This is a genomic window from Sphingomonas morindae, assembly GCF_023822065.1.
Lineage (GTDB): Bacteria > Pseudomonadota > Alphaproteobacteria > Sphingomonadales > Sphingomonadaceae > Solisphingomonas > Solisphingomonas morindae.
In genome coordinates this window covers 3,407,314-3,433,587 of sequence record NZ_CP084930.1, presented here as the reverse complement: position 1 = coordinate 3,433,587, position 26,274 = coordinate 3,407,314, and the positions used below count along the sequence as shown (strand labels likewise).

Here is a 26,274-nt window from a genome sequence, read left to right as displayed (position 1 = left end):
GCGCCTAACGCCTTTCAGATGCACGGGAGAGATGCTTCCAAGCTGGCGAAGTCGGCACCCGAATCTTCGTGCAGACAGCGGCCAAAGGGTTCAAACGTTGACGTGCTCCCCTGAAACTCCGCCAGTCTGAGCTAGAGTCCGCCTTCGTGAGGAGACGGACGTGAAGAAGACCAGGTTCAGCGAGGAGCAGATCATCGCGGTGCTGCGTGAGCAGTAGGGCGGAATGAAGACCGCCGACGTGTGCCGGAAGCACGGTATCAGCAGCGCGACGCTGTACGCGTGGAAGGCGAAGTACGGCGGCATGGACGTGTCGCAGGCGCGCAAGCTGAAGGTGCTGGAGGAAGAGAACGCCCGGCTGAAGCGGCTGCTAGCGGACGCGATGCTCGACAATGTCGTGCTCAAGGAGGCGGCAGCAAAAAACTGGTAGGGCCTGCCGTTCAGCGGAAGGCTGTCGAGCATGCTCGACAGGTGTTCGGCATCAGCGAGCGTCGGGCCTGTACCATCTTCGGCGTGGATCGGACGTCGATGCGCTATGCGCATCGGCGATCTGATGATGGCGACCTGCGGTCGCGGCTGCGGGAGATCGCGGCCGAGCGTCGCCGCTTCGGGTACCGGCGGCTGGGGATCATGCTGGCTCGCGAGGGCCTGGTCATGAACCACAAGAAGCTGCTGCGGCTGTACCGCGAGGAGAACCTGCGCGTGCGGCGCCGGCGCGGTCGCAAGCGAGCCATGGGCACGCGGGCGCCCATGACGCTGCCCCAGGGACCGAACCAGCGCTGGAGCCTCGACTTCGTCAGCGACACGCTGATCAGCGGCCGGCGCATCCGCATCCTGGCGGTGGTCGACGACTTCACGCGCGAGTGCCTGGCGCTCGTGGTCAACACCTCGCTGTCAGGCGCGCGGGTCGCCCGTGAGCTCGACGCCATCATCGCGGTGAGAGGCGCACCGCCGCTGATGATCGTCAGCGACAACGGCACCGAGCTGACCAGTCTGGCGATCCTGAAGTGGACGCAGGAGCGCCCTATCGAATGGCACTACATCGCGCCCGGCAAGCCGCAGCAGAACGGCTACGTCGAGAGCTTCAACGGCCGCCTGCGCGACGAATGCCTCAACGAGACGCTGTTCGTCTCGCTCGGCCATGCTCGCTCGGTGCTGCGGCTCTGGCGCGACGACTACAACCATGTGCGGCCGCATAGCGGGATAGGCGGGCTGACGCCCGCCGATGCTGCCGGGCGGGTTGTGCAACACCGCCCCGACGGGCACCATGACAACCCCGGACTCCAGTTATGACTGGAGGAGCTTTGGGGAGCACGTCAATCGGCGTTCGATTGTAGGTCATCCAACTGCTACCGAAGCTCTGCTGCTCAGCAGCGAACGGCACCCCCGCGCCCAAAGAGCAGACACACACAAACCTACGTATGGTTTCGCCGCTCTGATCGATGCGGGACAAGTCGGTCATGGGAGGAGCATGCATGACCCTCGAACATCGAGACTGCGAACCGATGCGGTTGGCCGTGCCACCGGTGCCGTTCGTCATCGACGACGTCGCGGAGCACGTTGAGGCGAACCACCGCATCGCTAACAGCCTGCAGCTGATCTCGGCGCTGCTGTCGTCGCAGGGGCGGGAGGTCACGGATCCCGTCGCGCGCTCGGCGCTGGACATGTCGGTGCACCGGATCGACGCGGTCGCCAGCGTCCATCGGCAGCTCCACCGCGCCTGCGCCACGCGCGCCGTGGACATCGCGACCTACCTGGTCGATCTCGTCGACGGGCTGCAGGCCAGCTTCCACGAGGGGGCGGGCCGCCGTCGCCTGCACCTTGACGTGGAGCAGCTGCCGGTCACCCCCGACTTCGCGACCACGCTAGGCGTGATCGTCACCGAGCTCGTCATAAACGCTTGCAAGTACGCCTATGCTTCGGACGAGCCGGGCGACGTCGACATCGCCTTCGCGATCACCGTCGGAAACGGGTTCTCGCTGGAGGTGCGGGACCGAGGCGTCGGCCGCAGCACGCGTTCTGCCGAAGTCGGTGCGACCGGGAACGGTCTCGGATCCCGCATCGTCGATCTGATGGCGCGACGCCTTCGGGCAGAAGGAGGTTACCTGGAGCCGGAGGTCGGCACGACGTTCCGGATCAGGGGGCAGCTTCCCGTCGCATGACGAGCGCGCCCACCGCGGTGAAGCCGGAAAGGGCGAACCATGCGGCTCGCCCTTCCCTCGCGTGGGCCTGTGCCCGGTCTTTGTCAGGCGGCGTCGACCAGCACCAGCTCGCTGTCCTCGATCGCGCGCACCCGGATCACGTCCTGGTCACTGATGGCGGCACCGTCGCGGGCGTTGACGATGATACCGTCGATCTCGACCGCTCCGGTGGCCGGCACGAGATAGGCGCGGCGATCCCTGCCGATCGGATACTCGGCGGTCTCACCCGCCTTCAGCGTGGCGCCGACGACGCGGGCGTCGGTACGGATGGGCAGCGCGTCGTTGTCGTTGTCGAAGCCCGACGCGAGCGTCACAAACTGGCCGGCGCGGTCGCCTTTGGGGAAGGGGCGGGCGCCCCAGCCGGGCTTTTCGCCGGTGCGGGTCGGCTGGATCCAGATCTGGAAGATCTTGGTGGTCACATCCTCCTTGTTGTATTCGGCATGGGCGATGCCGGTGCCCGCGCTCATCACCTGGACGTCGCCGGCCTCGGTACGGCCGGAGTTGCCGAGGTTATCCTGGTGGGTGATCGCGCCCTCGCGGACGTAGGTGATGATCTCCATGTCGCGGTGCGGGTGCGGCGGGAAGCCGGACTGCGGCGCGATGGTGTCGTCGTTCCAGACGCGCAGATTGCCCCAGCTGGTCCGGGCGGGATCGTAGTAGTTGGCGAACGAGAAATGGTGCTTGGCGTCGAGCCAGCCATGGTTGGCGCCGCCGAGGCTGCTGAACGGGCGAAGTTCGATCATTTCCTGTCTCCCTGGCCGGCTGTCGTATCGTCGGCCGATGGACGGGAGATAGGCGTCGTCGACTTTGCGCATCAGCCGGATAAACTGGTGCGGATCGTTCGAGGAAGTTGAAATGAGCGAGCCGGGCACGCTGACCTTCGACCAGCTGCGTACCTTCCTGGCGGTGGTGGACGCGGGTAGCTTCGCGGCCGCTGGGCGTAGGCTTAACCGCGCCGTGTCGGTGATCAGCTACGGCATCACGAACCTGGAGGCGCAGCTCGGCGTCACGCTGTTCGAACGCGAGGGCACGCGCCGCCCGAAGCTGACTGGGGCGGGACATGCCGTGCTCGCCGAGGCGCGGACGGTGGCGGGTGGCATCGACGGACTGAAGGTCAAGGTGAAGGGGCTGCTCGACGGGCTCGAGGCCGAGGTGAATCTGGCCGTCGACGTGATGCTGCCGGCGCGTCGGCTGGGCGAGGTGCTGCGCGCCTTCGCTGCCCGCTACCCCACGGTGACGCTCCGACTCCACGTCGAGGCGCTCGGCGCCATCGCGGCGCTCGTGCTTGAGGGAAAGGCCGTGGTCGGTCTTTCCGGTCCGCTCGCGAGTGGCATCGATGGTCTCAACTCGACGGGCGCTGGTAGCGTGGCGATGGTGCCGGTGGCGGCACCCGACCATCCGCTCGCGCGTCACGAGCTCATCCCGGCGGGCGCTGGCCGCGATCACGTCCAGCTTGTGCTCACCGACCGCTCGCCGCTTACGGAGGGCCGCGACTTTGCGGTGCTGTCGCCGCGCACCTGGCGGCTCGCCGACCTCGGCGCCAAGCACCAGCTGCTGCGCGAAGGGATCGGCTGGGGCAACATGCCGCTGCCGCTGATCGAGCCGGACTTGGTCGCGGGCACGCTCAAGCGCCTCGTCATGCCGGACGATCCCGGCGGCATGTACCGCTTCTGCGGCATCTGGCGGCGTGACCGCCCGCCGGGGCCTGCCGCGTCCTGGCTGCTGGAGCACATGGTCGAGTTGGGCCATGCCGACGCGAACATGGCGGGAGCAGGCGATGTCTGATCAGCCCGCGACGAGGCGGCGTGCCGGCATGGGAACCGCGCGGCTGGAGGCATTCACCGACGGCGTCGTCGCGATCATCATCACCATCATGGTGCTCGAGCTGAAGGTGCCGTCCGGCGGAGATCTGCGTGACCTCGCCGGCAGCGCGCCGGTGCTGTTCGCCTATGCGCTCAGCTTCGTGAACGTCGGCCTGTACTGGAACAACCACCACCATATGCTGCACGCGACCGACCGGATTGACGGTCGCGTGCTGTGGGCGAACCTGTTCCTGCTGTTCTGGCTCAGCCTCGTGCCGTTCGTGATCCGCTGGCAGGACGATACGGGCTTCGCGCCGGGTGCTACGGCGGCCTACGGCATCGTGCTGGGCTTAGCCGCTGTGGGCTACCAAATGACGGAGCGGGCGATCGTCGCCTGCAACGGGCCGCAGTCGGCGGTGGCGCGCGCGGTCGGCCGGGACTGGAAGGGCCGCGGCAGCATAGCGATCTACGCGGCGGCGGTGCCGCTGAGCTACGTAAGCCGTCGGATCGCCATCGCGCTCTATGTAGCCGTCGTGGCGATCTGGCTGGTGCCGGACCGGCGCATAGCCCGGCAGTTCGAGTAGCAGGAGCGCAAATCGAGCTCCGCGGCCCGGAGCCGCCGGCTTATCCGCTTCCCGCACGCCCATCCAAGAATGCGAAGGCCCGCCCAAGATTTACGGGTCATTTCCCGCCATGCATGTCCCGATCCAGATGGAGTTTGGACATGTCCGCTCAGACGCTGCTTGCTCCCGAAGACTGCGCGCTCGTCCTCGTCGACGAGCAGGCAGGTCTCGCGTTCGCCGCAGGGTCGGCCGACCGGCAGGTGCTGCGCGGCAACGCGGTCGCGCTGGCACGTACCGCGGTCGCCTTCGGAGTGCCGGTGGTAGTGAGCACCTCGGCCTCGAAGGTCTACAGCGGTCCGCTGATGAAGCCCCTCCGTGATGCCCTGCCCGGTGTCACGCCGATCGAGCGTCGCAACATGAACCTGTGGGAGGACGACGCCGCGCGGGCGGCCGTGCTTGGCACTGGCCGGCGGACGCTCGTCTTCGCCGGGCTCCTGACTGAGGCCTGCGTGTCGTTCCCCGTCCTTTCCGCGATCGGCGAGACTTACGACGTCCGGGTCGTCGCCGACGCGTGCGGCGGACTCACGCCGGCGAGCCACGAAGCGGCGCTCCGTCGCATGGAGCAAGCGGGAGCCGTCATGACATCCTGGCTCCAGTGGCTCCTGGAGCTGCAGCGCGACTGGACGCGGCACGAAACCTACGAGGCCGCGCGGTCGATCGTCGTCGACCATGGCGGCGGCTACGGCATCGGTCTGGACTACGCGCGCGACATGATCCACCCAGCGTGAGGAGAGTGCGATGGCCTTCGCCTTCGACCCCAAAGATTGGCACGTCGTCCCCGAGCGTTCCTTTGACGAACTGAAGGTCGGCGAGGTGTTTCGCGCGCCCAGCCGGACGCTGACCGACGCGCACGCGTCCGCGTTCCAGGCGGTGTCGTGCGACAACCATCCCATCCACTACGACGTCGGCTACGCGAAGCGGTTTGGCCATCCCGCACCGGTCGTGCACGGCCTGCAGGTGCTGGCGTTCACCGCACCTGGCGCCACCCTGCTGCCGCACAACTTCGGATCAATCTTCGTGGCCTTCACCGGCCTCTCCGTCAGGTTTCTGAAGGAGGTGCATGCAGGCGATACGCTCTTCTCGGCGCTGGAGATCCTGTCCCTCGAGCCGCGCGGGGACATGGGCGAGGTCACGACCGAGGTGACGGTCCACAACCAGGACGGAGAGCTCGTCCTGTCCGGTCAGCACACCTACCTGCTCAGGCGCTCGGGCTGAGTGGCTGCAGGATGCGGTAGAGGCTACTTCAGGAAGCGTTCGTGTCGCGCCGGGTAGAGCATATGGCGGCCTGTGGGTTCGGAGCGGCTATCGCTCTCTACTTTGTGATGATCCGCCTCTCGCTCGTGCCGAACAGCGGGACTGTTCGCGCGCTGCGGCGTGGAACGACGGGCACCGCTCACAGCTTACATCAATCTGTCAAGGACACCCATCCATGGCGCTCAAGGACATCCTCAACACCCGGCTTGGTTTTGGAGCGGCGCCGCTCGGCAACATGTTCCGCGCAATTCATGAGGACGAGGCGCTCGCCACCATCGAGGCGGCGTGGAACGACGGCATCCGCTACTTCGACAACGCGCCCTTCTACGGCGCCGGCCTCGCCGAGATTCGCATGGGCGAGGCGCTCAAGGGCAAGCCGCGAGACGAGTACGTCATCAGCACCAAGGTCGGCCGGATCGTGCTCGACGAGGTGGAGGAGCAGGGCCGCCGCTCAACCGGCGACACGCGAGAGGTATTCGCTAACGGACGCCCCAACAAGGTCGTGAACGACTACTCCGCAGATGCAACGTTGCGCTCGATCGAGGACAGCCTGAAGCGTCTGCAGACCGACCATGTCGAAATGGTTTGGGTGCACGATCTGGCGCAGGACTTCTACAAAGACGAGTGGATCGGCCGCTTCGAGGAGGCGCGCACCGGCACGTTTCGCGCGCTCGACCGGCTGCGCGACGAAGGCGTGATCGGCGCGTGGGGGCTGGGCGTGAACCGCGCCGAGGCGGTGGAGCTGCTGCTCGATCTGGAGGAGCCGCGCCCGGACGGATCGCTGTTGGCCGGACGTTACACGCTGCTTGATCACGACAAGGCGCTGGAGCGGCTGATGCCCAAGGTGGTGGAGCGCGGACTGGGGATCGTCGTTGGCGGTCCCTACAGCTCGGGTGCGCTCGTCGGTGGGCCGAACTTCGAATACGCGCCCGCTACACCCGCGATCCTCGACAAGGTCGCGCGGATCCAGGCGATCGCCGCCCGGCATGGCGTGAGCATGAAGGCGGCGGGCCTCCAGTTCTCGCTCGCGCACCCGGGCGTGGCGGCTATAATTCCGGGCGCCAGCCGGCCCGAGCGCATTGCAGAGGACCGCGCTGCCTTCGAGGAGGAGGTGCCCGCCAAGTTCTGGCGCGATTTGCGCGATGCCGGGCTGGTCAACCATTCGGCACCGCTCCCGGGCGGCGTCTGAGGATCGGCGAAGGTTTGATTAAAGAGCGGGCAGCGAAAACCGGAAGAGCGCGCCCGCTCCGGCCTTCGGCGCGTGATCCAGCGTGCCGCCATGGTCCTCAATGATCTGCCGGCAGATCTTCAGGCCGAGGCCAAGTCCTGTGCTCTTTGTCGTATAGAAGCCGTCGAACAGGCGCCGCCGGTCGGCCTCGGCGACGCCGGGGCCGCTGTCGTCCACCTCGACGACTACGAACGCGTCACCGTGCCGTGCGCGCACCCTCAGCGCGCGATTCCAGCATTGCGCGTCCGCCATGGCCTGCGCGGCATTGATCATGAGATTGGTGATCACCTGCCGGATCTGCACGCAGTCGGCCTGGACCAGCGGAAGATCTTGGGCCAGATCGAGTGTCAGCGTGGCCCGACGATTCGCGAGTTCCGGGCGCAGGAATTCGGCCGTATCCTCGATCAGCGTCGAGATCGCGCAGAGATTGCGCGCGCCGGCCCTGTTCGACGCCATCTGCCGCAGCCGCGCGACCGTCTCCTCCACCTTGGTAGCGCCGGCGACGACCGTTTCGAGGCATTGCGTCACCTGATCCAGGTCCGGCGGGGAACGGGCGAGCCACCGCAGCGCCGCCTGCGCTGCCGTCATCATCGCGGCGACCGGCTGACGCACCTCGTGCGTGATGGTCGCGGTCATGATCCCCAACGTAGACAGTCGGTCCGCATGCGCCATCTGCGCCCGCAAAGCGACGAGGTCCTTTTCCGCCGTGACCTGTCCGGTGATGTCGGTCATTCCAAGCGAAAGAGCGCCCGCTACGGAACCGGGTTCTCGCCACGTGATGAAGCGGACGTGCACCGGACCATCGGCGGTCTTGAACGCGACCTCTGCATGGGCTCTGGCCGCTGAAGTCTGTGCCACCGCGAGCGACTGCAGGAGCAGCCCCGCCTCAGCGAAGGGCCAAACTTCGGAGAAGGGCACCGGCAGTTGGCAAGCGTCGATCGCCAGCATCCGGGCCGCCCGGCAGTTCAGCTCCGTGATCTTGGCCGAGCCTAGGACACGTCGGAGCAGGTCCTGCCGTCGGATGTCGGAGAGGTGGCCCGCGTCGAGCTCGCGAAGCAGCGGCAGCGCGTCGGTCACGTCGGCGCGGCCGAGTGCGAGTTCCATCGCCTCCGCGGCCAGCGCCGTTCCTGTGAATCTATGGCCCTCCACGCCGCTCAGCCCGCGATGAAGTCGAGCAGGTCCTGGTTGAGCCGGTCCTTGTGCGTGAACAGCACGCCGTGCGGCGCCCCCTCGTAGACCTTCAGCGTCGCGTTCGGGAACAGCTCGGCCGCTTGGCGCCCGGTGGCATCGAACGGCACGAAGGCGTCGCGTTCGCCGTGGATCACCAGAACGGGCACGTCGAAGCGGGCGATCTCGTCGCGGTAGTCGGTGGTCGCGCAGGCGGTCACCGCGTCGTGCGTCGCCTTCAGCGAAGCCTGGAGCGCCATCTGATGGATGTGCGCCAGACGGCCTTCGGACACGTCGTCCGCGTCGCTGCCGGTGGCGAAGAAGAGGCGGGCGAAGCCGCGCAGGAACTCGGGGCGATCCTCCATCAGCCCGCTGCGCACGTTGTCGAACACGACCTGCGGGACGCCACATGGGTAGTCCTCGCTCTGCCCCAGCTTCGGCGTGGTCGCTCCAATCAGGACGACGCGTGCCACGCGCTCCGAGCCATGCCGGCCGACGTAGCGCGTGACCTCGCCTCCGCCCATTGCGTAGCCCACCAGCGTGACGCCGCGGAGATCGAGCGCCTCGAGCAGCTGTGCGAGGTCGTCGGCGAAGGTGTCGTGATCGTAGCCGTTCCACGGCTGGTCGGAGCGCCCGAAGCCGCGTCGGTCGTGGGCGACGACGCGGTGGCCGTGCGACGCCAGGAACATCATCTGGTGCTCCCACATGTCGGAGTTCAGGGGCCAGCCGTGCGCGAAGACGACAGGGTCGCCGCTGCCCCAGTCTTTGTAATAAAGGCGCGTCCCGTCCCTCAGATCTAGCACTGGCATCAACAATTCTCCCGCCCCCGCGTACCCCAAACCTAGCCGCATCGCGCCCGGGACACGTCCCCCGAAAGAGGCGCGCAACGACACACGAAAGGGGGGTGCATGCGGTGTCTGAGCCGTGGATAGTAACTGGCTGCGCCTTGCCACGTCGCGGCTCCCGTGCCTGCCGGGCTCCGGTTCGCACGCGGCGTCCGACATGCCGCAAAGCTGTGTTCATCGCGGATACGCGATGCATCGCCGGAGCACGAAGGAGAAGATGTTGAGGAGGATGTTGTCAGCCCTCGTGCTTCTGGCGACCGGGGCGGTGCCCGCTGCGGCCAGCGTGGACCGTTCGCCCCCGCCAGGCGGGATCTACAGGCTGAAGCCCGGCATCTACGTGCAAAAGGGCGTTGACTGCGCGTCTCCGCCGAATGTTGCGCTTCGTCGCTACGATGGGCGGGGCATCAGCGGTGCGCATACGCACGCCTGCCTTGCGCGCGTCCTCTCCCGCAGGGGATCGACCTTCACGGTCGCCCAGTCGTGCATCGACACGGGTGCCGGACCGGGTCCGCGATCGACCGAGCGGCAGACGGTGACGGTGGCCGATGCCCTCACGTTTATGATGCGCACCCGTGGTCACACGAGCACGTTTCGCTACTGTCCGGTGAACATGCTCCCCCGCGAGCTCCGGAGCTACGCGGGGTAATGGGGCGTTCCGTCGTAGTACTGACCGCTGCTGCCGCCCTGAGCGGTTGCGCGGCGGGTAGCGGGCGAGAGGGCGTCTCGGCGCCGGCCGCGGGCGGGGTTATCGGGATCTCCGTGGGACCCTGCTTCGGCTTCTGCCCAGTGTACGAGGTGCGCGTCAGGGCCGATGGGTTGATCGTCTTCGACGGCGAGCGGCACACAGCCGTTATCGGCGAGCGCAGGCGTTCGGCGGGTCCGGAGACCTATCGCACGCTTGCGGACGATCTCGCGCCGTTCCAACCTGCCCCTGGTACGGAGGGCGTCGTGGCGTGCGACGCCGCGATCTCCGATACGTCGAGCTACACCATCACCTGGATCGACGCGGCGGCCAGAAGGTCCGTTGCCACACATCGGATTGGGTGCACGGGCGGTCCCGGGCATGCGCTGGATCAGGTCCTCCGTGATCTCCCGACGCGGCTCGGACTTGGCGACTGGGCAAGTCAGGTAACCCGACCTGGAGCCTCGCGCGGCTGACGACCGGGTCGACCTCCCTTCTGCTTCAGTTCTCGGCCGACAGATGAGCCGCCTGTAGCGAGCGCGCGGCGCCGATCGTCCCCGCGACGACGGCCGCGCCGGCGAGCGCGAGCGGCGGCGTAAGGCCGGTCGTCCTAACCAGCACCGCGCCGAACAGCGCGCCGGCGAAGATCGACGCCACCGCGCCCAGTCGCCGCGCCCAGTTCGGGTTGGCGCCGCCGGCGGCGGTGGAGTCGGCGGCGATGCCGGTGATCGTCAACGTGAGGACCGTGGTCGTGAGGTCCGGCACCTTCAGCTGGCGGATGGTGGCGTTGCGAAATCCCATCGCGATCGCGGTGAGCGCGATGATGGCGAAGGTGCGGAGCGGGTCGGGGGTCGCCGGATCGAAGCCGAGCGCCACGAGCGCGGCCGCCCAGAGCAGCGCGCCCTCGACCACCGCCGCCCGCACGAGCCATCCGGCGAGCGGCCCGGCCGAGCGCCGCTTCGCCAAGCGGCCGGCGACGAGGGCGCCAAGCATGAACGTCAGGATCGCCACCACGTAGGGAGGCCAGCTGAAGCCCGGCGTTCCGGCGGCGGCGAAGCCGAGGAACACGACGTTGCCGGTCATGTTGGCCGTGAAGACCTTTCCGAGGCCGAGCACGCTGACCGCGTCGACGAGCCCCGTCGTCGCGGATAGCAGCAGCAGTAGCCACGGGAGCGGGGAGGGCGGCTGTTGATGTCGGGAGGTGTCGATCGCCATGGTGGTCTCCTCAGAAGCGGAAGTTGGCCTCGAGGCCGAGCATGAGGGTGGTGCGGGCGGAGCCGGTCTGCCGGATGAATTCGCCGGGCGCGAAGGCGGACAGTGAGGCGGAGAGGTTGAGTTCCGGGGTCGCCTGCCACTCGACGGTGCCCTCGACCTCCGCGCCGATGAAGCGCGCGGTGGCGTCTCCCGCCGGTCGGATGAGGTTGCCGGGAATGCCGTAGACGCCATCGGCCTTCGAGAAGCGCCAATAGCCCATGGCGGCGAGGCTGCCCGTCACGTCGCCGCCGAACGATGCCGCGACCCGCGGATTGACCGAGACGATGTTGTAGGGTCCGACGGGCGAGAGTTCGCCGAAATACTTGCCCTTGGGGAAGAGCGCGTTGAACGTGCCGAGGCGCCCGTCGCCCGGGTGCCGGTCACCGCTCGCGATGTTGAACCGGACCGTGGCGTCCGGCGCCCACCTCGCCTGCGCGAAGCGGTGGCCCGTCTCCGCGGCCAGCGTCCATGCGGAGATGTCCCGTCCGGCGAAGCGTCCGAATTGGTAGACGCCCTCGGCATTCCAGTGCCAGCCCTCGCGCGAGCCGAAGACGCGGGCGCCGACGCTGTGGCGCAGCTCGCGGCCGGTCTCGCCTCCGAAGCGCGCGCCGGTGTTCCGGTAGCCCAGATAGTAGAGGTCGATCCCGTGGCGGCTGGCATAGGCGCCCCACAGCGAGCGGCTCCGGGATCGCCGGTCGTCGAACGAGCCGGAGCCGGGCTCCACGGGACGCACCGCGAAGAGGCTCAGGGTCGCCCCGTCGAGCGAGGCCAGCGCGCGGAAGCCGTCGAAGGCGAGCGGCACGTTGGGGCCGTAGCGCGTGCCGACGAGGCGTTCGGTGCCCAGCGAGATCATCTGCCGCCCGGCCCGCAGCGTGACGCCGGTCCCCGCCGCGTCACCCGTGCGGGCGTCGCCAAGGCGCAGGTCGGCGAAGCCCTGAAGGAGATCGACCTTGGTCTGGTCGATCGGTCCGGCCGCCGGTGCGACGCCGATGGCATAGGCCGCGATCGGCTGCACGAACGCCCGCAGCCGGCCCGCGTGCACGTCGACGTGGGGCACGAAACGCACCCACTGGTAGCTGTCGTCCGGCGCGTCGCCGCCCCCCCAGAGGTTGTCGCGAAGGCTCTCGTTGCGGACCCGCAGCTCGACGCCCGTCGTCGCGAAGACGTCGGGTCCGAGGGGCAAGTACTTGAACTGCTCGGTCCAGCGACCGGTGCGCTCGTCAGGGTCCGCAAGGCGCGACCAGTCCTCGTCGTAGCGGGTGGTCGTGAGCGTCGGCGGCTGCCAAGGCTCGACGCTCCGGGACTCGGAAGTCTGGCCAGCCGCAGGCCCGGCGATCGCGACGCAGGCGAGAAGCACCCTACGCACGGGGTAAGGTTCGGCGGCGGGTTTCGAGTTCGGCGACGAGCGCCGCGAGGACGAACCCGCCGATCAGTCCGATGTGCTCGAAGAAGGCGTTGGTGGCCATGAACCGCTCCTGGCCCGGCGGCATCGCCCAGAAGGCGTTGGCGGTGATGGCGGCCAGCAGGGTGAAGACGCCCAGCATGCCCGCGCCCAGCCAGACGAGCCGCCCCGAGAGGATCAGGAGCGGACCGACGATCTCGACGGCGATGGTCAGCGTGGCCCAGAGCGCCGGCGGGTTCATCCCGAAATGCGCCTGCTCCGCCACGGCGGCGGTCCAGTCGCTTGCCTTGGCGACGCCGCCCAGCAGGTAGGCGCCGACGAGCATCAGACGCGCGAGGAACCATGTCGGACGCCAGTCGAGGACGGCGTCGACGAAGCGCGGCTCGCCGGTTCTCACCTGAGAGGTGCTGCGCATGGCTCAGCGCGCCGTCTGGTGGATCTCGGCGACGTAACCGCCCGGGAAGCGGACCAGCGCCGAGCTGCGTCCGCCCTCGTCGTGCGGCGCCACCAGCGTCTCGACGTCGGCCGCCTGTGCGCGCGACAGCGTGGCCGACAAGTCGTCGACCTCGTATCCGGTCATGTCCCGGCCGTAGGGCCAGGGCAGCTGGCCATCGGAGACGATCACCAGCATGCGGCCGTATCCCGACGTGAGCTCTACGCGGCGGTAGGTCTTGCCGGGCTGGCCGATGTCGGCGCCCGATGCTGCCGGTACGTCCCGCGTGACGCGGCCATGCGAGAAGGCGAGCCAGCGCTTCAGGAACGTGTCGGCGGCGTCGGCGGTCAGATAGACGCGGTTCTCCGGCACGTGCGTCAGCGCCGGATAGTCCGGCTTGGCAGTGTGCCAGTAGAGCTGCATGTTCACGCCGCCCGGCCATTGCACGACGACGTCGCGCCCGATCGGGTCGGGAAAGTCGGTGAGCAGCCGTGTCGCCCCGTGGCGGACCGCGGACGCGACGGCGGCGTCCATGTCCTTGACGAGATAGCCGGTGCGCTCGGCTCCGAATGGATAAGGTACGGGCGTCGTGAATCCGAAGACGGAGAGCGTCCCGACGGGAGTCAGCACTAGCTGGGACATGGTCTGGCTCGGCGTCGGGGTGACCTGGAACACCCCCTTCTTCGAGGTTTTGCCGCCGAACGTCGCCACCAGGCTTTGGACGAAGCGGTCGAAGTCCTCCGGAGCGACGTAGACGTGCGTGGTGTCGTACTGCGGACCGACCGACTGGTCTGCCGCCGCCGCAGCGACGGGCTCGCGCGCAAGGGCTGGCTGGGGCGTGCCGCCGAGCAGCAGGAGGCTGGCGAAGGCGATCGCGAAGCGTTTCATGGATTTCTCTCCTCAGACGGCCCAGCAGCCGCAGCCGAAGGCACCCCAGAAGGTCTGGACGTCGGCAGTCGGCACCTCCGCGCCGAGCGCCGCCGCGTGATCGTGGCCGTGGACGGCGCAGCCGTGCGCACAGCCGCAGGCGCTGGCGAGCTTGGCGCGCGCTTCCGATGTGCGGTGGTAGCCGCCGAACGTCGCTACCGGCGACCAGTCGGGCATCGGTCGGGGGAGCTCGGGCGCCAGCTTGGCGAGGTCGCCATCGCCATGCACCACGGCTCCGCCGAGGATCGTCAGCACCGAGCGCAGGTGCGGGATGTCGCTCTCGGGCACGCTGAAATAGTCGCCCGACAGCACCGCAAGGTCGGCGAGCTGGCCGGCCTTGATCTGGCCCTTCTTGCCGACCTCGTTCGAGAACCAGGTGTTCTCATGCGTCCACATGCGCAGCGCCTTCTCGCGGCTGACGCGGTTCGCGCCCGGGTAGAGCGAGAGGCCGCCGACCGTGCGGCCGGTCACGAGCCAGTTGAGCGACACCCAGGGATTGTAGCTGGCAACGCGCGTCGCGTCGGTGCCGGCACCGACGGGAATGCCCGCCGCGAGCATCTTCGCGATCGGCGGCGTCCGCTCGGCCGCGCGTGCGCCGTAACGCTCCACGAAATACTCGCCCTGATAGGCCATGCGATGCTGCACCGCGATCCCGCCGCCGAGCGCCGCGATCCGGTCGACGTTGCGGTCGCTGATCGTCTCGGCATGGTCGAAGAACCAGTTGATGCCGGTGAGCGGGATATCGCGGTTCACCTTCTCGTAGACGTCGAGCGCGCGGCCGATCGTCTGGTCGTAGGTAGCGTGGAGACGCCACGGCCAGCGATGCTCCGCCAGCAGGCGGATGACGGGTTCCAGATCACCCTCCATGCTGGGCGGCATGTCCGGCCGCTCGACGCGGAAGTCCTCGAAGTCGGCGGCGGAATAGACGAGCATCTCGCCCGCGCCGTTGTGGCGATAGGTGTCGTCCCCCTGGCCGGGCGAAACCTGCTTCACCCAGCCGGAGAAGTCGGCCAGTTCCTCCTTCGGCTTTTGCGTGAACAGATTGTAGCTGATGCGCAGCGTCAGCTGTCCGTCGGCGTGCAGCTTCTCGATGATCTGGTAGTCGTCCGGATAGTTCTGGAAACCGCCGCCGGCGTCGATCACGCCGGTGACGCCGAGCCCGTTCATCTCGCGCATGAAGTGGCGGGTCGAGTTGATCTGGTATTCCGGCGGGAGCTTCGGTCCCTTGGCCAGCGTCGAATAGAGGATGGTGGCGTTGGGCTGGGCGAGCAGAAGCCCAGTCGGGTTACCAGCCGCGTCGCGCACGATCTCGCCGCCGGGCGGGTCGGGGGTATCCTTGGTGTAGCCGACCACGCGCAGCGCCGCGGCGTTGAGCAGCGCGCGGTCGTAGAGGTGGAGGATGAAGACGGGCGTGTCCGGCGCCGCCGCGTTTAGCTCGGCGATCGTCGGCAGCCGCTTTTCGGCGAACTGGTGCTCGGTGAAGCCACCGACGACGCGCACCCACTGCGGGGCGGGAGTGTTGTCGACCTGGCGCTTCAGCATCGCCATCGCTTCGGCGAGGCTCGGCACGCCGTCCCAGCGCAGCTCCATGTTGTAGTTCAGCCCGCCGCGGATGATGTGCATGTGGCTGTCGATCAGACCGGGGATCACGCGGCGCCCGCCGACGTCGATCACGGTCGCATCCGCCTTGGCCGCCGCGCGCGCCTCGCATTCGCTTCCGGCGACGAGGAACCTGCCGTCGCGGATCGTAACCGCCTCGGCCTGGGGGTTCTCGCGATCGAGCGTCGTCACCTTGGCGTTGATGAGGATGAGGTCGGTCATGGGTGGCTTCCTGTTGGCTGACAGCAGCGGCAGGGCCGCGAGCGCCGCATGCCGACGACGACGTCGCGGCGGGTGAGCGTCACGACGCGCGCTCCGCCGCTTCACTGTTCGCCGGCATGCGGCCGAGCACGTGCTCCGTGCACGACAGGCGCATCGTCCGCGCTTCCGCCCGGGAGACGAAGTAGCTCTTGATGATCGGCACCACCTGCTCGCCGAGGAGGATGCCGAGCAGCCCCACCAGCGCGATCGCCGGTGGGGCGGGCGACCGTACCTTGAGCAGCGCGTAGATCACGCCGACCAGCAGGCCGGCCGCGAGCGAGATGAGGTACGGTCGCATCGCTCAGTGACCGCCTTCGGACGCGCCGAACATCGTCTTGGCGTAGGTGATGCCGAGGCCGTAGCCGCCGCCGAACTTCTTCGCGACGCCAGTGGTCGAATCGTAGGTCTCGGTGCGCGCCCAGTCACGCTGCATCTCGAGCAGATACTGGAGCGAGGTCATCGGCTTGGCGCCGAGCTGCATCATCCGCTGGCAGGCGCGCTCGTGCGCCTCGGGCGAGACGTCGCCGCATGCGTCCGAAATGAAATAGCAGTCGTAACCCTGGTCAATCGCCGAGGCGATCGGACCGACGATGCAGACGCCGGTCCACAGGCCGGCGAACACGACCCGCTCCTTGCCGATACGGTTGACCTCCTGGATCACCGCCTCGTCCTCCCAGGTGTTCATTGACGTGCGGTCGAACATCTTCTGGCCGGGGAAGGGCGCGGTGATCTCCTCGAACATCGGCCCGGAGAAGCTTTTCTCAGCGACCGTGGTCAGGATGGTGGTGACACCGAACGACGCGGCGGCGTTCGCCACGAGCGCGGCGTTGTTGCGCAGCACCTCGGTCGGGATCGACTTGGTGGCGAACGCCATCTGCGACTGGAAGTCGATCAGGATGAGGGTGTGGTCGGTGGGGCTGATGAGCGACTTGCCCGGCGTTGCGGTGGCGGTGATCGGCATGGTGTCTTCCTTCCGTAGCGTTAAGGCTGTGCCCCGCCGATCGAACGATGTCGTGGTCCGTTCCGCGGGCTTCGCGGGTGTCTTCGGGTCGTGTTCTGGTGGTCGTGTCGCTTCGGGTCTTGGACGTTCGTGACCCGATGTGGACGGGGCTTGCCCGTCAGCCGCCAGGGCTGCGCCCGGACGGCTGCCGGAGCGAGATCAGCACCAGCATCGCCATCAGCGCGGCGAGAGCGCTGACGAGCGGATCCTCAAGTAGGCGCAGCGCACAGATCCCCGTCAGCAGCCCGATGCCGAGGAGCGCCGCGGCCAGCACCAAATGCGAGGCGGCAACGCCGCTCCGTCGCCCCGCCCGTCGTACGAGGTTCGTGCCGTTGCGCAGGACCGGTCTCATTGCGTGAAGTCGAAGGAGCCGCGCCCGACGGCGATCAGCGCCTCCATGTCCACGACGTGGTCCGATGCGGCGCCGGCGGCCGGGCTGCCTCTGGCGTCCACGGTCTCGATGCGGGCGCCTGCCGACAACGTGCGGTGGACCGGACAGCGGTCGGCGATCTCGATCAGCCGTGCGCGCTGCATGTCGTCGAGGTCCCCCTCGATTTCGATCCTCCGGGTGAACCGGTCGGGAGGCGTGACGTCTGCATCCCGCATGTGCCCGACCGAGGTCCGGATGCGCCGCACCGGCCAGTCCTTGCGGGTGGCATAGAGGCGCACCGTCATCGTCGTGCAGCTCGCCAGCGTCGATGCGAGGAGCTGGTAGGGGCTCGGCCCCGACCCGAGTCCCCCGACGGCGACGGGCTCGTCGGCGAGGATCTCCACGCCGGCCGTGCGGATGCGCGCCTGGAACGCGCCTGCGCCGGTGTCCTCGGCCACGGCGCCGTCGAGCGCTGCGGAGGCCTCAGTCATGGCGGTCCTCCGCGAGCGTGGTCTCGACCGGCATGCCGTTCTTGACGGTGAGGGTGACGGGCGTTCGCTCCGCGATGTCCGCCAGCCTCGCCCTGGCAGCCGCGTCCGGACCGTCGATCCTCAGCACGCGCCGGATGCGGTTGCCCTCCGGCGTGCCGACGATCCGCAGGTCGACGTCGAGCGACCGGATCGCCCAGTCGTGCCGGTCGGCATACATGCGCAGCGTGATCGCGGTGCACGCGCCGAGTGCCGCCAGCAGCAGGTCGTAGGGAGCCGGGCCGACGTCCTCACCGCCGCGGCTCGCCGGCTCGTCGGCGACCAGCCGGTGCGCGCCGCTCTCGATGTCGACCCGGTAGTCGTCCGGGCCGATATGGGCCGTCGCCTTGGCCATGCCTCGTCTCCTCAGGGATAGCGGACGGGCGCGGGCTCGTCCGGCAGCGGGATGAAGTCGGATTCCTCCGGCACGTCGGCGAAGCGGCGGGCGCGCCAGTCCTCCTTCGCCTGCTCGATCCGCTCCTGTCGGCTCGAGACGAAGTTCCAGTAGATGTGGCGGCGCTCGGGGAATGGTTCGCCACCGATCAGCATGAGGCGTGCGCCCCGCTCGCTCGACAGGATGATCTCCGCGCCGGGCTTGAACACGATCAGCTCGCCGGAGGCGAAGGTGCCGGTCTGACCGCCGGTCGCGACCTCTCCCTCCACGACGTAGATCGCCCGCTCGACGTGCTCGGCGCGGAGCTGGTAGCGGGCGCCGGGCGCCGGGCGCCAGCGAGAGGTCGCCGTAGACCATGTCCGACAAGGTCCTGACGGGTGACACGAGGCCGTCGTGGCGACCTGCGATCAGCGTCAGACGGACGCCATCGTCCTCCGCGTTCGGGATCGCGTCCGCCGTGTAGTGACCGAAGGCGGGGGTGGTCTCCTCGTGGCTGGTCGGCAGGGCGACCCAGGCCTGCAGGCCGAACAGTCCACCGCCCGACGCGCGCATCTCGGGGCCGGTGCGCTCGGAGTGGGTTATGCCGGAACCGGCGGTCATCCAGTTCACCTCACCGGGGCGGATCGCCTGCACCGAGCCGACGCTGTCGCGGTGCAGGATCTCGCCTTCGAGCAGGTATGTGACGGTCGCCAGGCCGATGTGGGTGGGGGCGCACGTCGAGGCCTTCGCCCGAGCGAAAGGCGGCTGGTCCCATCTGGTCGTAGAAGATGAAGGGCCCGACCATACGACGGTGCGGGCTCGGCAGCGCCCGGCGGACCTGGAAGCCATCGCCGAGGTCGCGGACGGGCGGCAGGATGATCGCTTCGACGGCGTCGATGGTGCTGGAGCGGAGTGTCATGAGGTGTCCTCAGCGGGAGAGGAGATGGAGCGCGTCGATCTGCGCCGCCGAGAAGCCGTGCTCGGCCAGCGGGGCGGCGAGGCCGTCGACCGGACCGCGGCGCCGGCTGCTGGCGCAGACAAACCGCCGAATTGCCTCCAGCCGCGGATCGGCCAGCGGGGTGGGCCGGCGCGATCCGAAGACGAAGCGCACGGCGCGCCGCAGCGCGCCCGGTCGGGTGTTCGCTGCCTCGGTGGCGCAGCCGCAGCGCTGCGCATCCTTGAGGGCGACCGATACGGCGGCCCATTCGGAGCCGGAAAGGACGGGTTGGACGGACGGTGCGGGCACGGCGGACCTCCTCATGGTGCGCCTGGAAGGTGGCGCGGCTCGACTTGCAGCGACAGCCGAACAAAGTCGGACGGAGCGTTCGAGACTTTCGAAAAGGTCTATCGTCGCTCAGCCGGACGATAGCTGGCGCATTCGGATGGGGATTGGACGCGCGTGCCGTCCTGAACAGCCCCATGTATGATGTACGGCGCAGGGCTTTACTGATCCGTCGAACATCTGAAACGAACTTATTCGACTGTTGCGGCTGTCTCCCCACGCTCATCTCTGCGGCCAATGGCAGCGAAGGTTCGCCGCCAACAGGAGAACTTCGATGGCTACCCTTCCTCTCGGTGCGACCAACACCTCCGCGCCAGCAAATGCAGCGCTTCCCCTCGTCGGCCGCATCGGCATTGCCGCGATCTTCGTGCTGAGCGGACTGTCAAAGCTGGCGGCACCTGCCGGCACGATCGCCTACATCCAGTCCGCGGGCCTTCCGCTGCCGCAGCTGGGGCTCGCGATCGCCCTGCTGATCGAACTCATCGGCGGCCTGGCCCTTATCCTCGGCTACCGCACGCGTCTTGTCGCCGGCATCCTCGCGGCTTTCTCGGTCGTGACTGCCTTCGCCTTCCACTTCGACTTGGGCGACCAGAACCAGTTCATCCACTTCTTCAATAACGTTGCGATCGCGGGCGGCTTGCTGAACGTGATCGCGCTGGGCGGCGGTGTCTGGAGCCTGGATGCGCGGCGCTGAAACGCTGCATTCTGCATGTGATCGGGGACGGGCGGCGCGTGTCGCCCGTCCTCTTCGTGCAAGTGCCGCGCGCCGCATCCAAGACGCTCGTGCGCTCCACGATGCACGGACGAGATCAAGGTATGGAGGCGCACATGGGACCGGACCCCGACGAGTTCGACGAGGAACTGGACGAGCTTCTGGACGAGGCGGAGGAGGAGAGCTTTCCCGCAAGCGACCCGCCGGCGACCGGCGACTTCGGTCGGTGAGACGCCTCCTGATCCTCTACGGCTCCTACCGGTCCGAGCGCGCCGGCATACGGCTCGCCGAGTATCTGGTCCGCCGGTTCCGCGAGCGCGGCGTCGATGCCGAGCTGATCGACGCCAAGTGCGTGAGACTGCCGATGCTGGACCGGATGTACAAGGAATACGAACCCGGCACGGCGCCGCCGGCGATGGAGGAACTCGCCGGGAAGATCGTCGGTTCGGACGCCTTCCTGTTCGTGGCGGGCGAATACAACTGGGGCGTGCAGCCCGGCCTCAAGAACCTGACGGACCACTTCCTAGAGAAGTGGTTCTGGCGTCCGGCGGCGCTGGCGACCTACTCCGCTGGCCGCTTCGCCGGCGCGCGGGCCGGCTACGGCTGGCACCCGACGCTCGCCGAGTTGGGCATGGTCGTCATCCCGAGCGCCCTCGCCGTCGGCCCGATCGGCTCGACGCTGGACAACGAGGGCGTTCCGAGGGGAGACGGCGGTTCCGCGCTCGAGCACAACTTCAACCGCTTCGCGGATGAACTCGCGTGGTGGGCCGATGCCGCCCTGCGGCAGCGCGAGCTCGTAGCGCCTCCCTATTGACGCGACCGGCGAGGTGATCGCGCGCGTCGCGTGCCAATCGCCCCGCCTTGATACAATCCGCGCCGTTGCGGGTGCCTCAGACCGTCCGCCGAAACAGGAGGATACGGTCATGACGACGAACCAGGAAGATCGGGCGCTCGAAAGCTTCAGCCGACGCGGCATGCTCGCGGGAGCGGGACTGGTGGCAGGCGCCGCCACGTTGTCGAGCATGGGGGCGACGCCTGCCTCCGCCCAGCCGGCCGGCTCGAGTGGTACCGGCGAGGGCTTCGCCACGGCTGCCGACGGCACGCGCCTCTACTACAAAGATTGGGGTCGCGGGCAGCCGATCTTCTTCCATCACGGCTGGCCGCTCAGCGCGGACGACTGGGATGGGCAGATGCTATACTTCCTCGCTCAGGGCTATCGCGTAGTCGCGATGGACCGGCGAGGGCATGGCCGGTCCGGGCAGGCGTCCGGCGGCCACGACATGAGCACCTACGCCGCCGACGTCGACGCGGTGGTGAGGAAGCTGGACCTGCGCAATGCCATCCACATCGGCCATTCGACCGGTGGCGGCGAGGTCGCGCGCTACGTCGCACGCCACGGCGCGGGACGCGTGGCCAAGGCGGTGCTGGTGAGCGCGGTGCCGCCGCTGATGCTGAAGACCGCGGCTAATCCCGGCGGGCTTCCCAAGTCGGTGTTCGACGGCTTCCGCTCGCAGCTCGCCGCCAATCGTGCCGACTTCTACTGGCAGGTGCCGATCCCGTTCTACGGGTTCAACCGGCCTGGCAAGTCGGTGGTCGACGGCGTGCGGCTGAACTGGTGGCGTCAGGGCATGATGGGCGGTGCCAATGCGCACTACCTGGGCATCGCCGCCTTCTCGGAAACCGACCAGACCGAAGACTTGAAGGCCATGAACGTGCCGACGCTGATCCTGCAGGGCGATGATGACCAGATCGTGCCCTACAAGGACGCGTCGCTGCTCCAGGCCAAGCTGGTGCCGGACAACAGGCTGAAGATCTATCCCGGCTTCTCGCACGGCATGCTGACGATCAACGGCGACGTCATCAATCCCGACATCCTGAGCTTCATCAAGGGCTGATGGCTGCGGCGGGTCGCGCGCCCGCCGTCCAAGTCGCAGCCCCAGCATACAATCACGCGCGCGTGCGCCCGTGCAGTCAGCGGCCAAGAGACGATCAGGAGACGGACGATGATGATGCGAACCATGCTTGCGGCCGTTCTGGCCACCACCGCCCTCTCCTTCGCACCGATGGCCGCGGCCGCGCAGGCCGCCCGCGCGAGCGCGTCGCCGGCGACCGGCGGCACCCCCACTGTCGTTCTCGTCCATGGCGCCTGGGCGGACGGCTCGAGCTGGTCGAAGGTTATTCCGCTGCTGCAGGCCAAGGGCATCCGCGTCATGGGCGTGCAGAATCCGCTCACCTCGCTGGCAGACGATGTCACCGCGACGCAGCGGGTGCTCGCCGACATCGAGGGGCCGGTCGTGCTCGTCGGCCACAGCTGGGCGGGCACGGTCATCACCGAGGCGGGCAACGACCCGAAGGTCAAGGCGCTGGTCTACGTCGCCGCTTTCGCGAACAAGGAAGGACAGAGCGGCGGCGACCTCGTCGGTGCCTATCCGAAGTCGCCGGCGCTCGGCACCGTGTGGGATGACGGGCACGGCTTCCTGCGCCAGACCGAGCAAGGCATGATCGACAACTTCGCGCCGGATCTGCCCCGCGCCGAGGCGCGCACGCTTTTCGTGACGCAGGGGCCGCTCGCGGCGAGCACCTTCGGCGACAAGGTGACGCGCGTGGCATGGCGGACGGTGCCCTCGTGGTACATCGTGTCCGGGAACGATCGCGTGATCTCGCCGCAAATGGAGCGCGATCTTGCGGCGCAGATGAAGGCGAGGACGACGGTGCTCGCCTCAAGTCATGTTTCGCTGCTCTCCCACCCCGTCGAGGTCGCCAGGGTGATCGCGGAGGCGGTTGCATCGATCGCCGCCCCGAAGTGAGGCGGCGCTTTCTCCTTGCCGCGGTGTTGGGGCTGGTCGCTGCGGGCCCCGCGCAGGCGCAGGACGCTCATCAGACCGCGCATCCTGCGACGCCGCAGGTCGGCGGCCAGGCACCGGGCTACTACCGGCTGTTCGTCGGCCGGTTCGAGGTGACCGCGCTGCTCGATGGCACCCACCCGTTTCCTTCCGATAAGGTCGCAGTGGGCGCGAGTGTGGATGAGGTGACGGGAGCGCTAAAGGCGGCCTTCCTGCCGCTCCGCTACGAGGGGATGATTAACGCCTTCCTCGTCAACATGGACCGTCGGCTGGTCTTGATCGACGCGGGTGCCGGGAACCTCTACGGGACCGAAGGTGGCGGGCTGAAGAGAGCAATCATCGCTGCCGGCTACACGCCGGAGGATGTCGACGACGTGTTCATCACCCATTTGCATGAGGATCATGCAGGCGGGCTGGTGCTGGACGGCAAGCCGCTGTTCGCCAATGCGGTGGTCCATGTCGCCCGCAAGGAGGCGGCCTTCTGGCTGGACAGTCGCAACCAGGCGAGTGTCAACGACCTGCTCAAACCCTTCTTTCCAGCGGTGCAGAAGGTGGTCGCACCATACCAGAAGGCGGATCGCCTCGCGCTGTTTGATGAGGGCGCTGCGCTGCTGCCGGGTTTAACCCCCATCGCAGCGCCGGGGCACACACCAGGGCACTCAGTTTACCTGCTGCAGGACGCCGGCCAGTCAATGCTGTTCTGGGGCGACACGGTGCACATCGCACCCGTCCAATTTCCGCACCCCGAGGTGTCGATCCGCTACGACTGGAACGTGCCTATCGCGGTCGCCTCCCGCAGGATGCTGCTGGACCGGGCGGCGGCGGGCGGCTGGCTAGTCGCGGGAGCGCACATCTCCTTTCCCGGAATCGGGCATATCCGCGCGGAGGGGAAGGGCAGGTATGAATGGCTCCCCGTCAACTACACGCTGAACAGGGATCACCCATGATCGCGATCGCCAATCACACGGTGAAGGCCAACGGCATTCGCCAGAACTATATCGATGCGGGCACGGGCGCACCCGTGGTGCTGCTGCACGGCTTCCCCGAGACCAACTACGCGTGGCGACATCAGGTGCCGGTGCTTGGCGAGTTGTACCGCGTCATCGCGCCCGACCTGCGGGGCTACGGCGAGACGGAGAAGCCGGCCGCCGGTTACGACAAGAGGACCATGGCCGGAGACCTAGCGGCGCTGCTTGACACCCTCGGGATCGAAAAGATTGCGTTGGTGGGTCACGATCGTGGTGCCCGGGTCGCGACCCGCTTCGCCAAGGACTTCCCCGACCGGGTCGACCGACTGGTCGTCATGGACAACGTGCCGACCCGCATCGCCGCACGCGACCTCGATGCGAAGATCGCCAAGGCCTACTGGTTCTTCCTCTTCCACCTCGTGCCCGATCTCCCGGAGACGCTGATCGCGGGCAAGGAGGAACAGTGGCTTCGCTGGTTCTTCTCGGATTGGGCCTATGATCCGGCCGCGATCACAGGGGAGGCGTTCGACACCTACGTCCGCGCCTATCGTGCGCCAGGTGCCGTCCGGGGTGCGATGGCGGACTACCGTGCCAACGCAGAGGACGTGGCGCAGGACCAGGCCGATGCGGACGTCAAGATCGCCTGTCCGACGCTCGCGCTGTGGGGCGCAAACTTCGGGGCGGTCGGGGAGTTGTTCGACATGCCCAAGGTCTGGGCGGAGATGGCGGAGAACCTTCGCGCGGTGCCGATCGAGCGCTGCGGCCATCTGCCACACGAGGAGCGGCCCGAGGCGGTGAACGCGCTGTTGCTCGACTTCCTCGACGGCTGGAACGGCTGATGGTCGCCGCCGCCGCCACCACCGTCGATGATCCGTATGCGCGCACAGCGCAGATCTACCCTGTGATGCCCGCCGAGATGATCGCAAGGGTGCGCGGTCACGGCCGGGAGGAGAGGGTCCCGGCCGGAACGACGCTGTTCGCGCGGGGCGACAGGCATGCCGACTTCTTCCTCGTGGTCGCGGGCGAGGTCGGCATCTTCCATTCGGGCGAGGCTGACGACGAGGAGCGGCTGCTGACCGTGCACCGGCACGGGCAGTTCACCGGCGAGCTCGACCATGTGAGCGCCCGCGCGCTGCTCGTCACCGCTCGCGCGCTGACCGCGGCGCGCCTGGTCCGCGTCGCGTCGGCGGACTTCCGCAAGCTCCTGTCCGGCGAGCCGGACGTGGGCGAACTGGTCATGCGCGCCTTCATTCTCAGGCGCATGGGGTTCTTGCATCACGGCGAGGCTGGCATCACGCTGATCGGCCCGGCGGCTTCCGCCGACACGCAGCGGCTGGAGCGGTTCGCCATTCGCAACGGCTATCCGCTGCGCCTGATGGACACAGCCGGCGACCCGTTGGCCATCGACATGCTGGCGGAGCTCGGTCTCGAGCTGCGCGACCTGCCGGCAGTGGTCGCGCCCGATCGCTCGATCCTGCGCAATCCGGGGACCGCCGAGTTCGCGGATCGTCTGGGTCTGACGGAGCGCTTTGCCGAGGACGAGCGCTGGGACGTGGCGGTCGTGGGTGCGGGGCCGGCGGGCCTGGCCGCCGCCACCTATGCGGCGTCCGAAGGCCTCAAGACGGTGGTGATCGAGGCGCTGGCGCCGGGCGGGCAGGCGGGCACGGATAGCCGAATCGAGAACTATCTCGGATTCCCAACCGGCATCTCCGGTCAGGCGCTCGCCGGTCGCGCGCAGGTGCAGGCGCAGAAATTCGGTGCCCGGATTGCCGTATCCCGCATGGTCACTTCGCTTGACTGCTCGACCCATCCGTTCCGGCTTGAACTGGAGGATGGGCAGGTGGTGACGGCGTCGTCGGTCGTGATCGCGACGGGCGCGCGCTACCGTCGGCTCTCGGTGCCCGGCTACGAACGGCTCGAGGGCGCTGGCATCCAGTATGCAGCGACGGCGATGGAGGCGGCTTTATGCGAGGGGCAGCACGTCGTCGTGGTGGGCGGCGGCAACTCCGCGGGCCAGGCCGCGGTGTTCCTGTCCAGGCTCGTCGGACATGTTCACGTCCTCGTCCGCAAGGAGGGGCTCGCGGCCACCATGTCGGACTATCTCGTGCAGCGGATCAACGGGTCCCCGCGCATCACGTTGCACCCGTTCAGCGAAGTGAGCGCGCTGGGCGGGGAACACGTGCTCGAGGAGGTTGAGTGGCGCGACGTGCGGACCGGCGAGCCCACCCGCATTGGATGCGGCGCCCTGTTCGTGATGATCGGCGCCGAACCAAATACCGATTGGCTGCTCGACTGCCTGCCGCTCGACGAGAGCGGCTTCGTCATCACAGGACAGGATGAGGGCGGGCTGCCGCTGTCGGCGCCCTATGCAACCTGCAAGCCCGGCATCTACGCGGTGGGCGACGTGCGTGCGGGATCCGTCAAGCGGGTCGCCTCCGGCGTAGGCGAGGGCTCCGTCGTGGTCCAAGCCGTCCACGGCTACTTCGAGGGATTGCCACCGGTCAGCCTCTGATGGAGAGTTCAC

The 26,274-nt window shown here is 68.1% G+C and carries 28 protein-coding genes and 2 pseudogenes; 15 read left to right on the top strand and 15 right to left on the bottom strand.

The genetic code is table 11. The features are described 5' to 3' along the window. Positions 1-160: 160 nt before the first annotated feature. Together LHA26_RS16605 and LHA26_RS16600 are read left to right on the top strand one after the other, a co-directional pair. Positions 161-1,290 (top strand): annotated as a pseudogene (locus LHA26_RS16605) (IS3 family transposase). A gap of 182 nt (positions 1,291-1,472) precedes the next feature. After that, positions 1,473-2,159, top strand: a complete 687-nt coding sequence (locus LHA26_RS16600) for a sensor histidine kinase (RefSeq protein WP_252166679.1) — start codon at positions 1,473-1,475, stop codon at positions 2,157-2,159. Positions 2,160-2,242: 83 nt separating this feature from the next. On the opposite strand, the gene LHA26_RS16595 is transcribed toward LHA26_RS16600, so the two are convergent. Then, positions 2,243-2,941, bottom strand: a complete 699-nt coding sequence (locus LHA26_RS16595) for a pirin family protein (protein WP_252166678.1) — start codon at positions 2,939-2,941, stop codon at positions 2,243-2,245. A 112-nt stretch (positions 2,942-3,053) separates the two neighbouring features. Between LHA26_RS16595 and LHA26_RS16590 the strand changes: the two genes are divergently transcribed. The 5 genes from LHA26_RS16590 to LHA26_RS16570 all read left to right on the top strand — a co-directional run bounded on the left by LHA26_RS16590 (position 3,054) and on the right by LHA26_RS16570 (position 7,066). Then, positions 3,054-3,983, top strand: a complete 930-nt coding sequence (locus LHA26_RS16590; protein ID WP_252166677.1) for a LysR family transcriptional regulator — start codon at positions 3,054-3,056, stop codon at positions 3,981-3,983. Further along, a complete protein-coding gene (locus LHA26_RS16585; RefSeq protein ID WP_252166676.1) occupies positions 3,976-4,584 on the top strand; it encodes a TMEM175 family protein in 609 nt (202 codons plus the stop codon). The genes LHA26_RS16590 and LHA26_RS16585 overlap by 8 nt, the downstream gene beginning before the upstream one ends. A gap of 140 nt (positions 4,585-4,724) precedes the next feature. Next, on the top strand, positions 4,725-5,351 hold the full coding sequence (locus tag LHA26_RS16580; RefSeq protein WP_252166675.1) for a hydrolase: 627 nt from the start codon (positions 4,725-4,727) through the stop codon (positions 5,349-5,351). A gap of 10 nt (positions 5,352-5,361) precedes the next feature. Then, the gene (locus LHA26_RS16575; protein WP_252166674.1) at positions 5,362-5,838 is read left to right on the top strand and encodes a MaoC family dehydratase; all 477 of its coding nucleotides are present in this window, start codon (positions 5,362-5,364) and stop codon (positions 5,836-5,838) included. Positions 5,839-6,052: 214 nt separating this feature from the next. Beyond that, positions 6,053-7,066, top strand: a complete 1,014-nt coding sequence (locus LHA26_RS16570; RefSeq protein WP_252166673.1) for an aldo/keto reductase — start codon at positions 6,053-6,055, stop codon at positions 7,064-7,066. Positions 7,067-7,084: 18 nt separating this feature from the next. On the opposite strand, the gene LHA26_RS16565 is transcribed toward LHA26_RS16570, so the two are convergent. Continuing rightward, positions 7,085-8,209, bottom strand: a complete 1,125-nt coding sequence (locus LHA26_RS16565; RefSeq protein ID WP_252166672.1) for a sensor histidine kinase — start codon at positions 8,207-8,209, stop codon at positions 7,085-7,087. Positions 8,210-8,259: 50 nt separating this feature from the next. Continuing rightward, on the bottom strand, positions 8,260-9,081 hold the full coding sequence (locus LHA26_RS16560) for an alpha/beta fold hydrolase (RefSeq protein WP_302898024.1): 822 nt from the start codon (positions 9,079-9,081) through the stop codon (positions 8,260-8,262). Between the two features lie 681 nt (positions 9,082-9,762). Between LHA26_RS16560 and LHA26_RS16555 the strand changes: the two genes are divergently transcribed. Then, positions 9,763-10,275, top strand: coding sequence for a DUF6438 domain-containing protein (locus tag LHA26_RS16555; protein WP_252166670.1), 513 nt, complete (start codon positions 9,763-9,765; stop codon positions 10,273-10,275). A gap of 25 nt (positions 10,276-10,300) precedes the next feature. Here the strand turns inward: LHA26_RS16555 and LHA26_RS16550 are convergent, their stop codons facing one another. The 12 genes and pseudogenes from LHA26_RS16550 to LHA26_RS16495 form a co-directional block, all read right to left on the bottom strand. Further along, positions 10,301-11,014: a YoaK family protein gene (locus tag LHA26_RS16550; RefSeq protein ID WP_252166669.1), complete on the bottom strand. Its 714-nt coding sequence runs from the start codon at positions 11,012-11,014 to the stop codon at positions 10,301-10,303. 10 nt (positions 11,015-11,024) lie between these two features. Continuing rightward, complete coding sequence (locus tag LHA26_RS16545) at positions 11,025-12,419, bottom strand: alginate export family protein (RefSeq protein WP_252166668.1); 1,395 nt, start codon at positions 12,417-12,419, stop codon at positions 11,025-11,027. Further along, positions 12,412-12,870: a DoxX family protein gene (locus tag LHA26_RS16540; RefSeq protein WP_252166667.1), complete on the bottom strand. Its 459-nt coding sequence runs from the start codon at positions 12,868-12,870 to the stop codon at positions 12,412-12,414. The genes LHA26_RS16545 and LHA26_RS16540 overlap by 8 nt, the downstream gene beginning before the upstream one ends. A 3-nt stretch (positions 12,871-12,873) precedes the next feature. Continuing rightward, a complete protein-coding gene (locus LHA26_RS16535) occupies positions 12,874-13,776 on the bottom strand; it encodes a VOC family protein (protein ID WP_252166666.1) in 903 nt (300 codons plus the stop codon). 12 nt (positions 13,777-13,788) lie between these two features. After that, positions 13,789-15,636, bottom strand: a complete 1,848-nt coding sequence (locus LHA26_RS16530) for an amidohydrolase (RefSeq protein ID WP_252168428.1) — start codon at positions 15,634-15,636, stop codon at positions 13,789-13,791. A gap of 79 nt (positions 15,637-15,715) precedes the next feature. After that, positions 15,716-15,973 carry a DUF1427 family protein gene (locus LHA26_RS16525; protein WP_252166665.1) on the bottom strand — a complete coding sequence of 86 codons (258 nt, stop codon included), beginning with the start codon at positions 15,971-15,973 and terminating at the stop codon, positions 15,716-15,718. 3 nt (positions 15,974-15,976) lie between these two features. Continuing rightward, entirely contained in the window at positions 15,977-16,636 is a 660-nt protein-coding gene (locus LHA26_RS16520) for an isochorismatase family protein (RefSeq protein WP_252166664.1), read from the bottom strand. A gap of 157 nt (positions 16,637-16,793) precedes the next feature. Beyond that, positions 16,794-17,027, bottom strand: coding sequence for a hypothetical protein (locus LHA26_RS16515; protein ID WP_252166663.1), 234 nt, complete (start codon positions 17,025-17,027; stop codon positions 16,794-16,796). Beyond that, positions 17,024-17,536: an OsmC family protein gene (locus tag LHA26_RS16510; protein ID WP_252166662.1), complete on the bottom strand. Its 513-nt coding sequence runs from the start codon at positions 17,534-17,536 to the stop codon at positions 17,024-17,026. The genes LHA26_RS16515 and LHA26_RS16510 overlap by 4 nt, the downstream gene beginning before the upstream one ends. Next, positions 17,529-17,927, bottom strand: a complete 399-nt coding sequence (locus LHA26_RS16505) for an OsmC family protein (protein ID WP_252166661.1) — start codon at positions 17,925-17,927, stop codon at positions 17,529-17,531. The genes LHA26_RS16510 and LHA26_RS16505 overlap by 8 nt, the downstream gene beginning before the upstream one ends. 11 nt (positions 17,928-17,938) lie before the next feature. After that, positions 17,939-18,864, bottom strand: a pseudogene (locus LHA26_RS16500) (pirin family protein). Between the two features lie 9 nt (positions 18,865-18,873). Beyond that, complete coding sequence (locus tag LHA26_RS16495) at positions 18,874-19,191, bottom strand: hypothetical protein (protein ID WP_252166660.1); 318 nt, start codon at positions 19,189-19,191, stop codon at positions 18,874-18,876. A gap of 310 nt (positions 19,192-19,501) precedes the next feature. Between LHA26_RS16495 and LHA26_RS16490 the strand changes: the two genes are divergently transcribed. From LHA26_RS16490 to LHA26_RS16460, 7 genes are all read left to right on the top strand, one after another. Continuing rightward, entirely contained in the window at positions 19,502-19,921 is a 420-nt protein-coding gene (locus tag LHA26_RS16490; protein ID WP_252166659.1) for a DoxX family protein, read from the top strand. Positions 19,922-20,165: 244 nt separating this feature from the next. After that, entirely contained in the window at positions 20,166-20,753 is a 588-nt protein-coding gene (locus tag LHA26_RS16485; RefSeq protein ID WP_252166658.1) for an NADPH-dependent FMN reductase, read from the top strand. 208 nt (positions 20,754-20,961) lie between these two features. Continuing rightward, positions 20,962-21,834 (top strand): alpha/beta fold hydrolase, encoded by an 873-nt coding sequence (locus tag LHA26_RS16480; RefSeq protein WP_437441265.1) that lies wholly within the window; start codon positions 20,962-20,964, stop codon positions 21,832-21,834. 108 nt (positions 21,835-21,942) lie between these two features. Next, positions 21,943-22,746 (top strand): alpha/beta fold hydrolase, encoded by an 804-nt coding sequence (locus LHA26_RS16475; protein WP_252166656.1) that lies wholly within the window; start codon positions 21,943-21,945, stop codon positions 22,744-22,746. Further along, positions 22,743-23,729, top strand: a complete 987-nt coding sequence (locus tag LHA26_RS16470; protein WP_252166655.1) for an MBL fold metallo-hydrolase — start codon at positions 22,743-22,745, stop codon at positions 23,727-23,729. The genes LHA26_RS16475 and LHA26_RS16470 overlap by 4 nt, the downstream gene beginning before the upstream one ends. Continuing rightward, positions 23,726-24,589: an alpha/beta fold hydrolase gene (locus tag LHA26_RS16465; protein ID WP_252166654.1), complete on the top strand. Its 864-nt coding sequence runs from the start codon at positions 23,726-23,728 to the stop codon at positions 24,587-24,589. The genes LHA26_RS16470 and LHA26_RS16465 overlap by 4 nt, the downstream gene beginning before the upstream one ends. After that, positions 24,589-26,262 (top strand): FAD-dependent oxidoreductase, encoded by a 1,674-nt coding sequence (locus LHA26_RS16460; protein WP_252166653.1) that lies wholly within the window; start codon positions 24,589-24,591, stop codon positions 26,260-26,262. Before LHA26_RS16465 ends, LHA26_RS16460 begins: the two co-directional genes overlap by 1 nt. Positions 26,263-26,274: the final 12 nt, after the last annotated feature.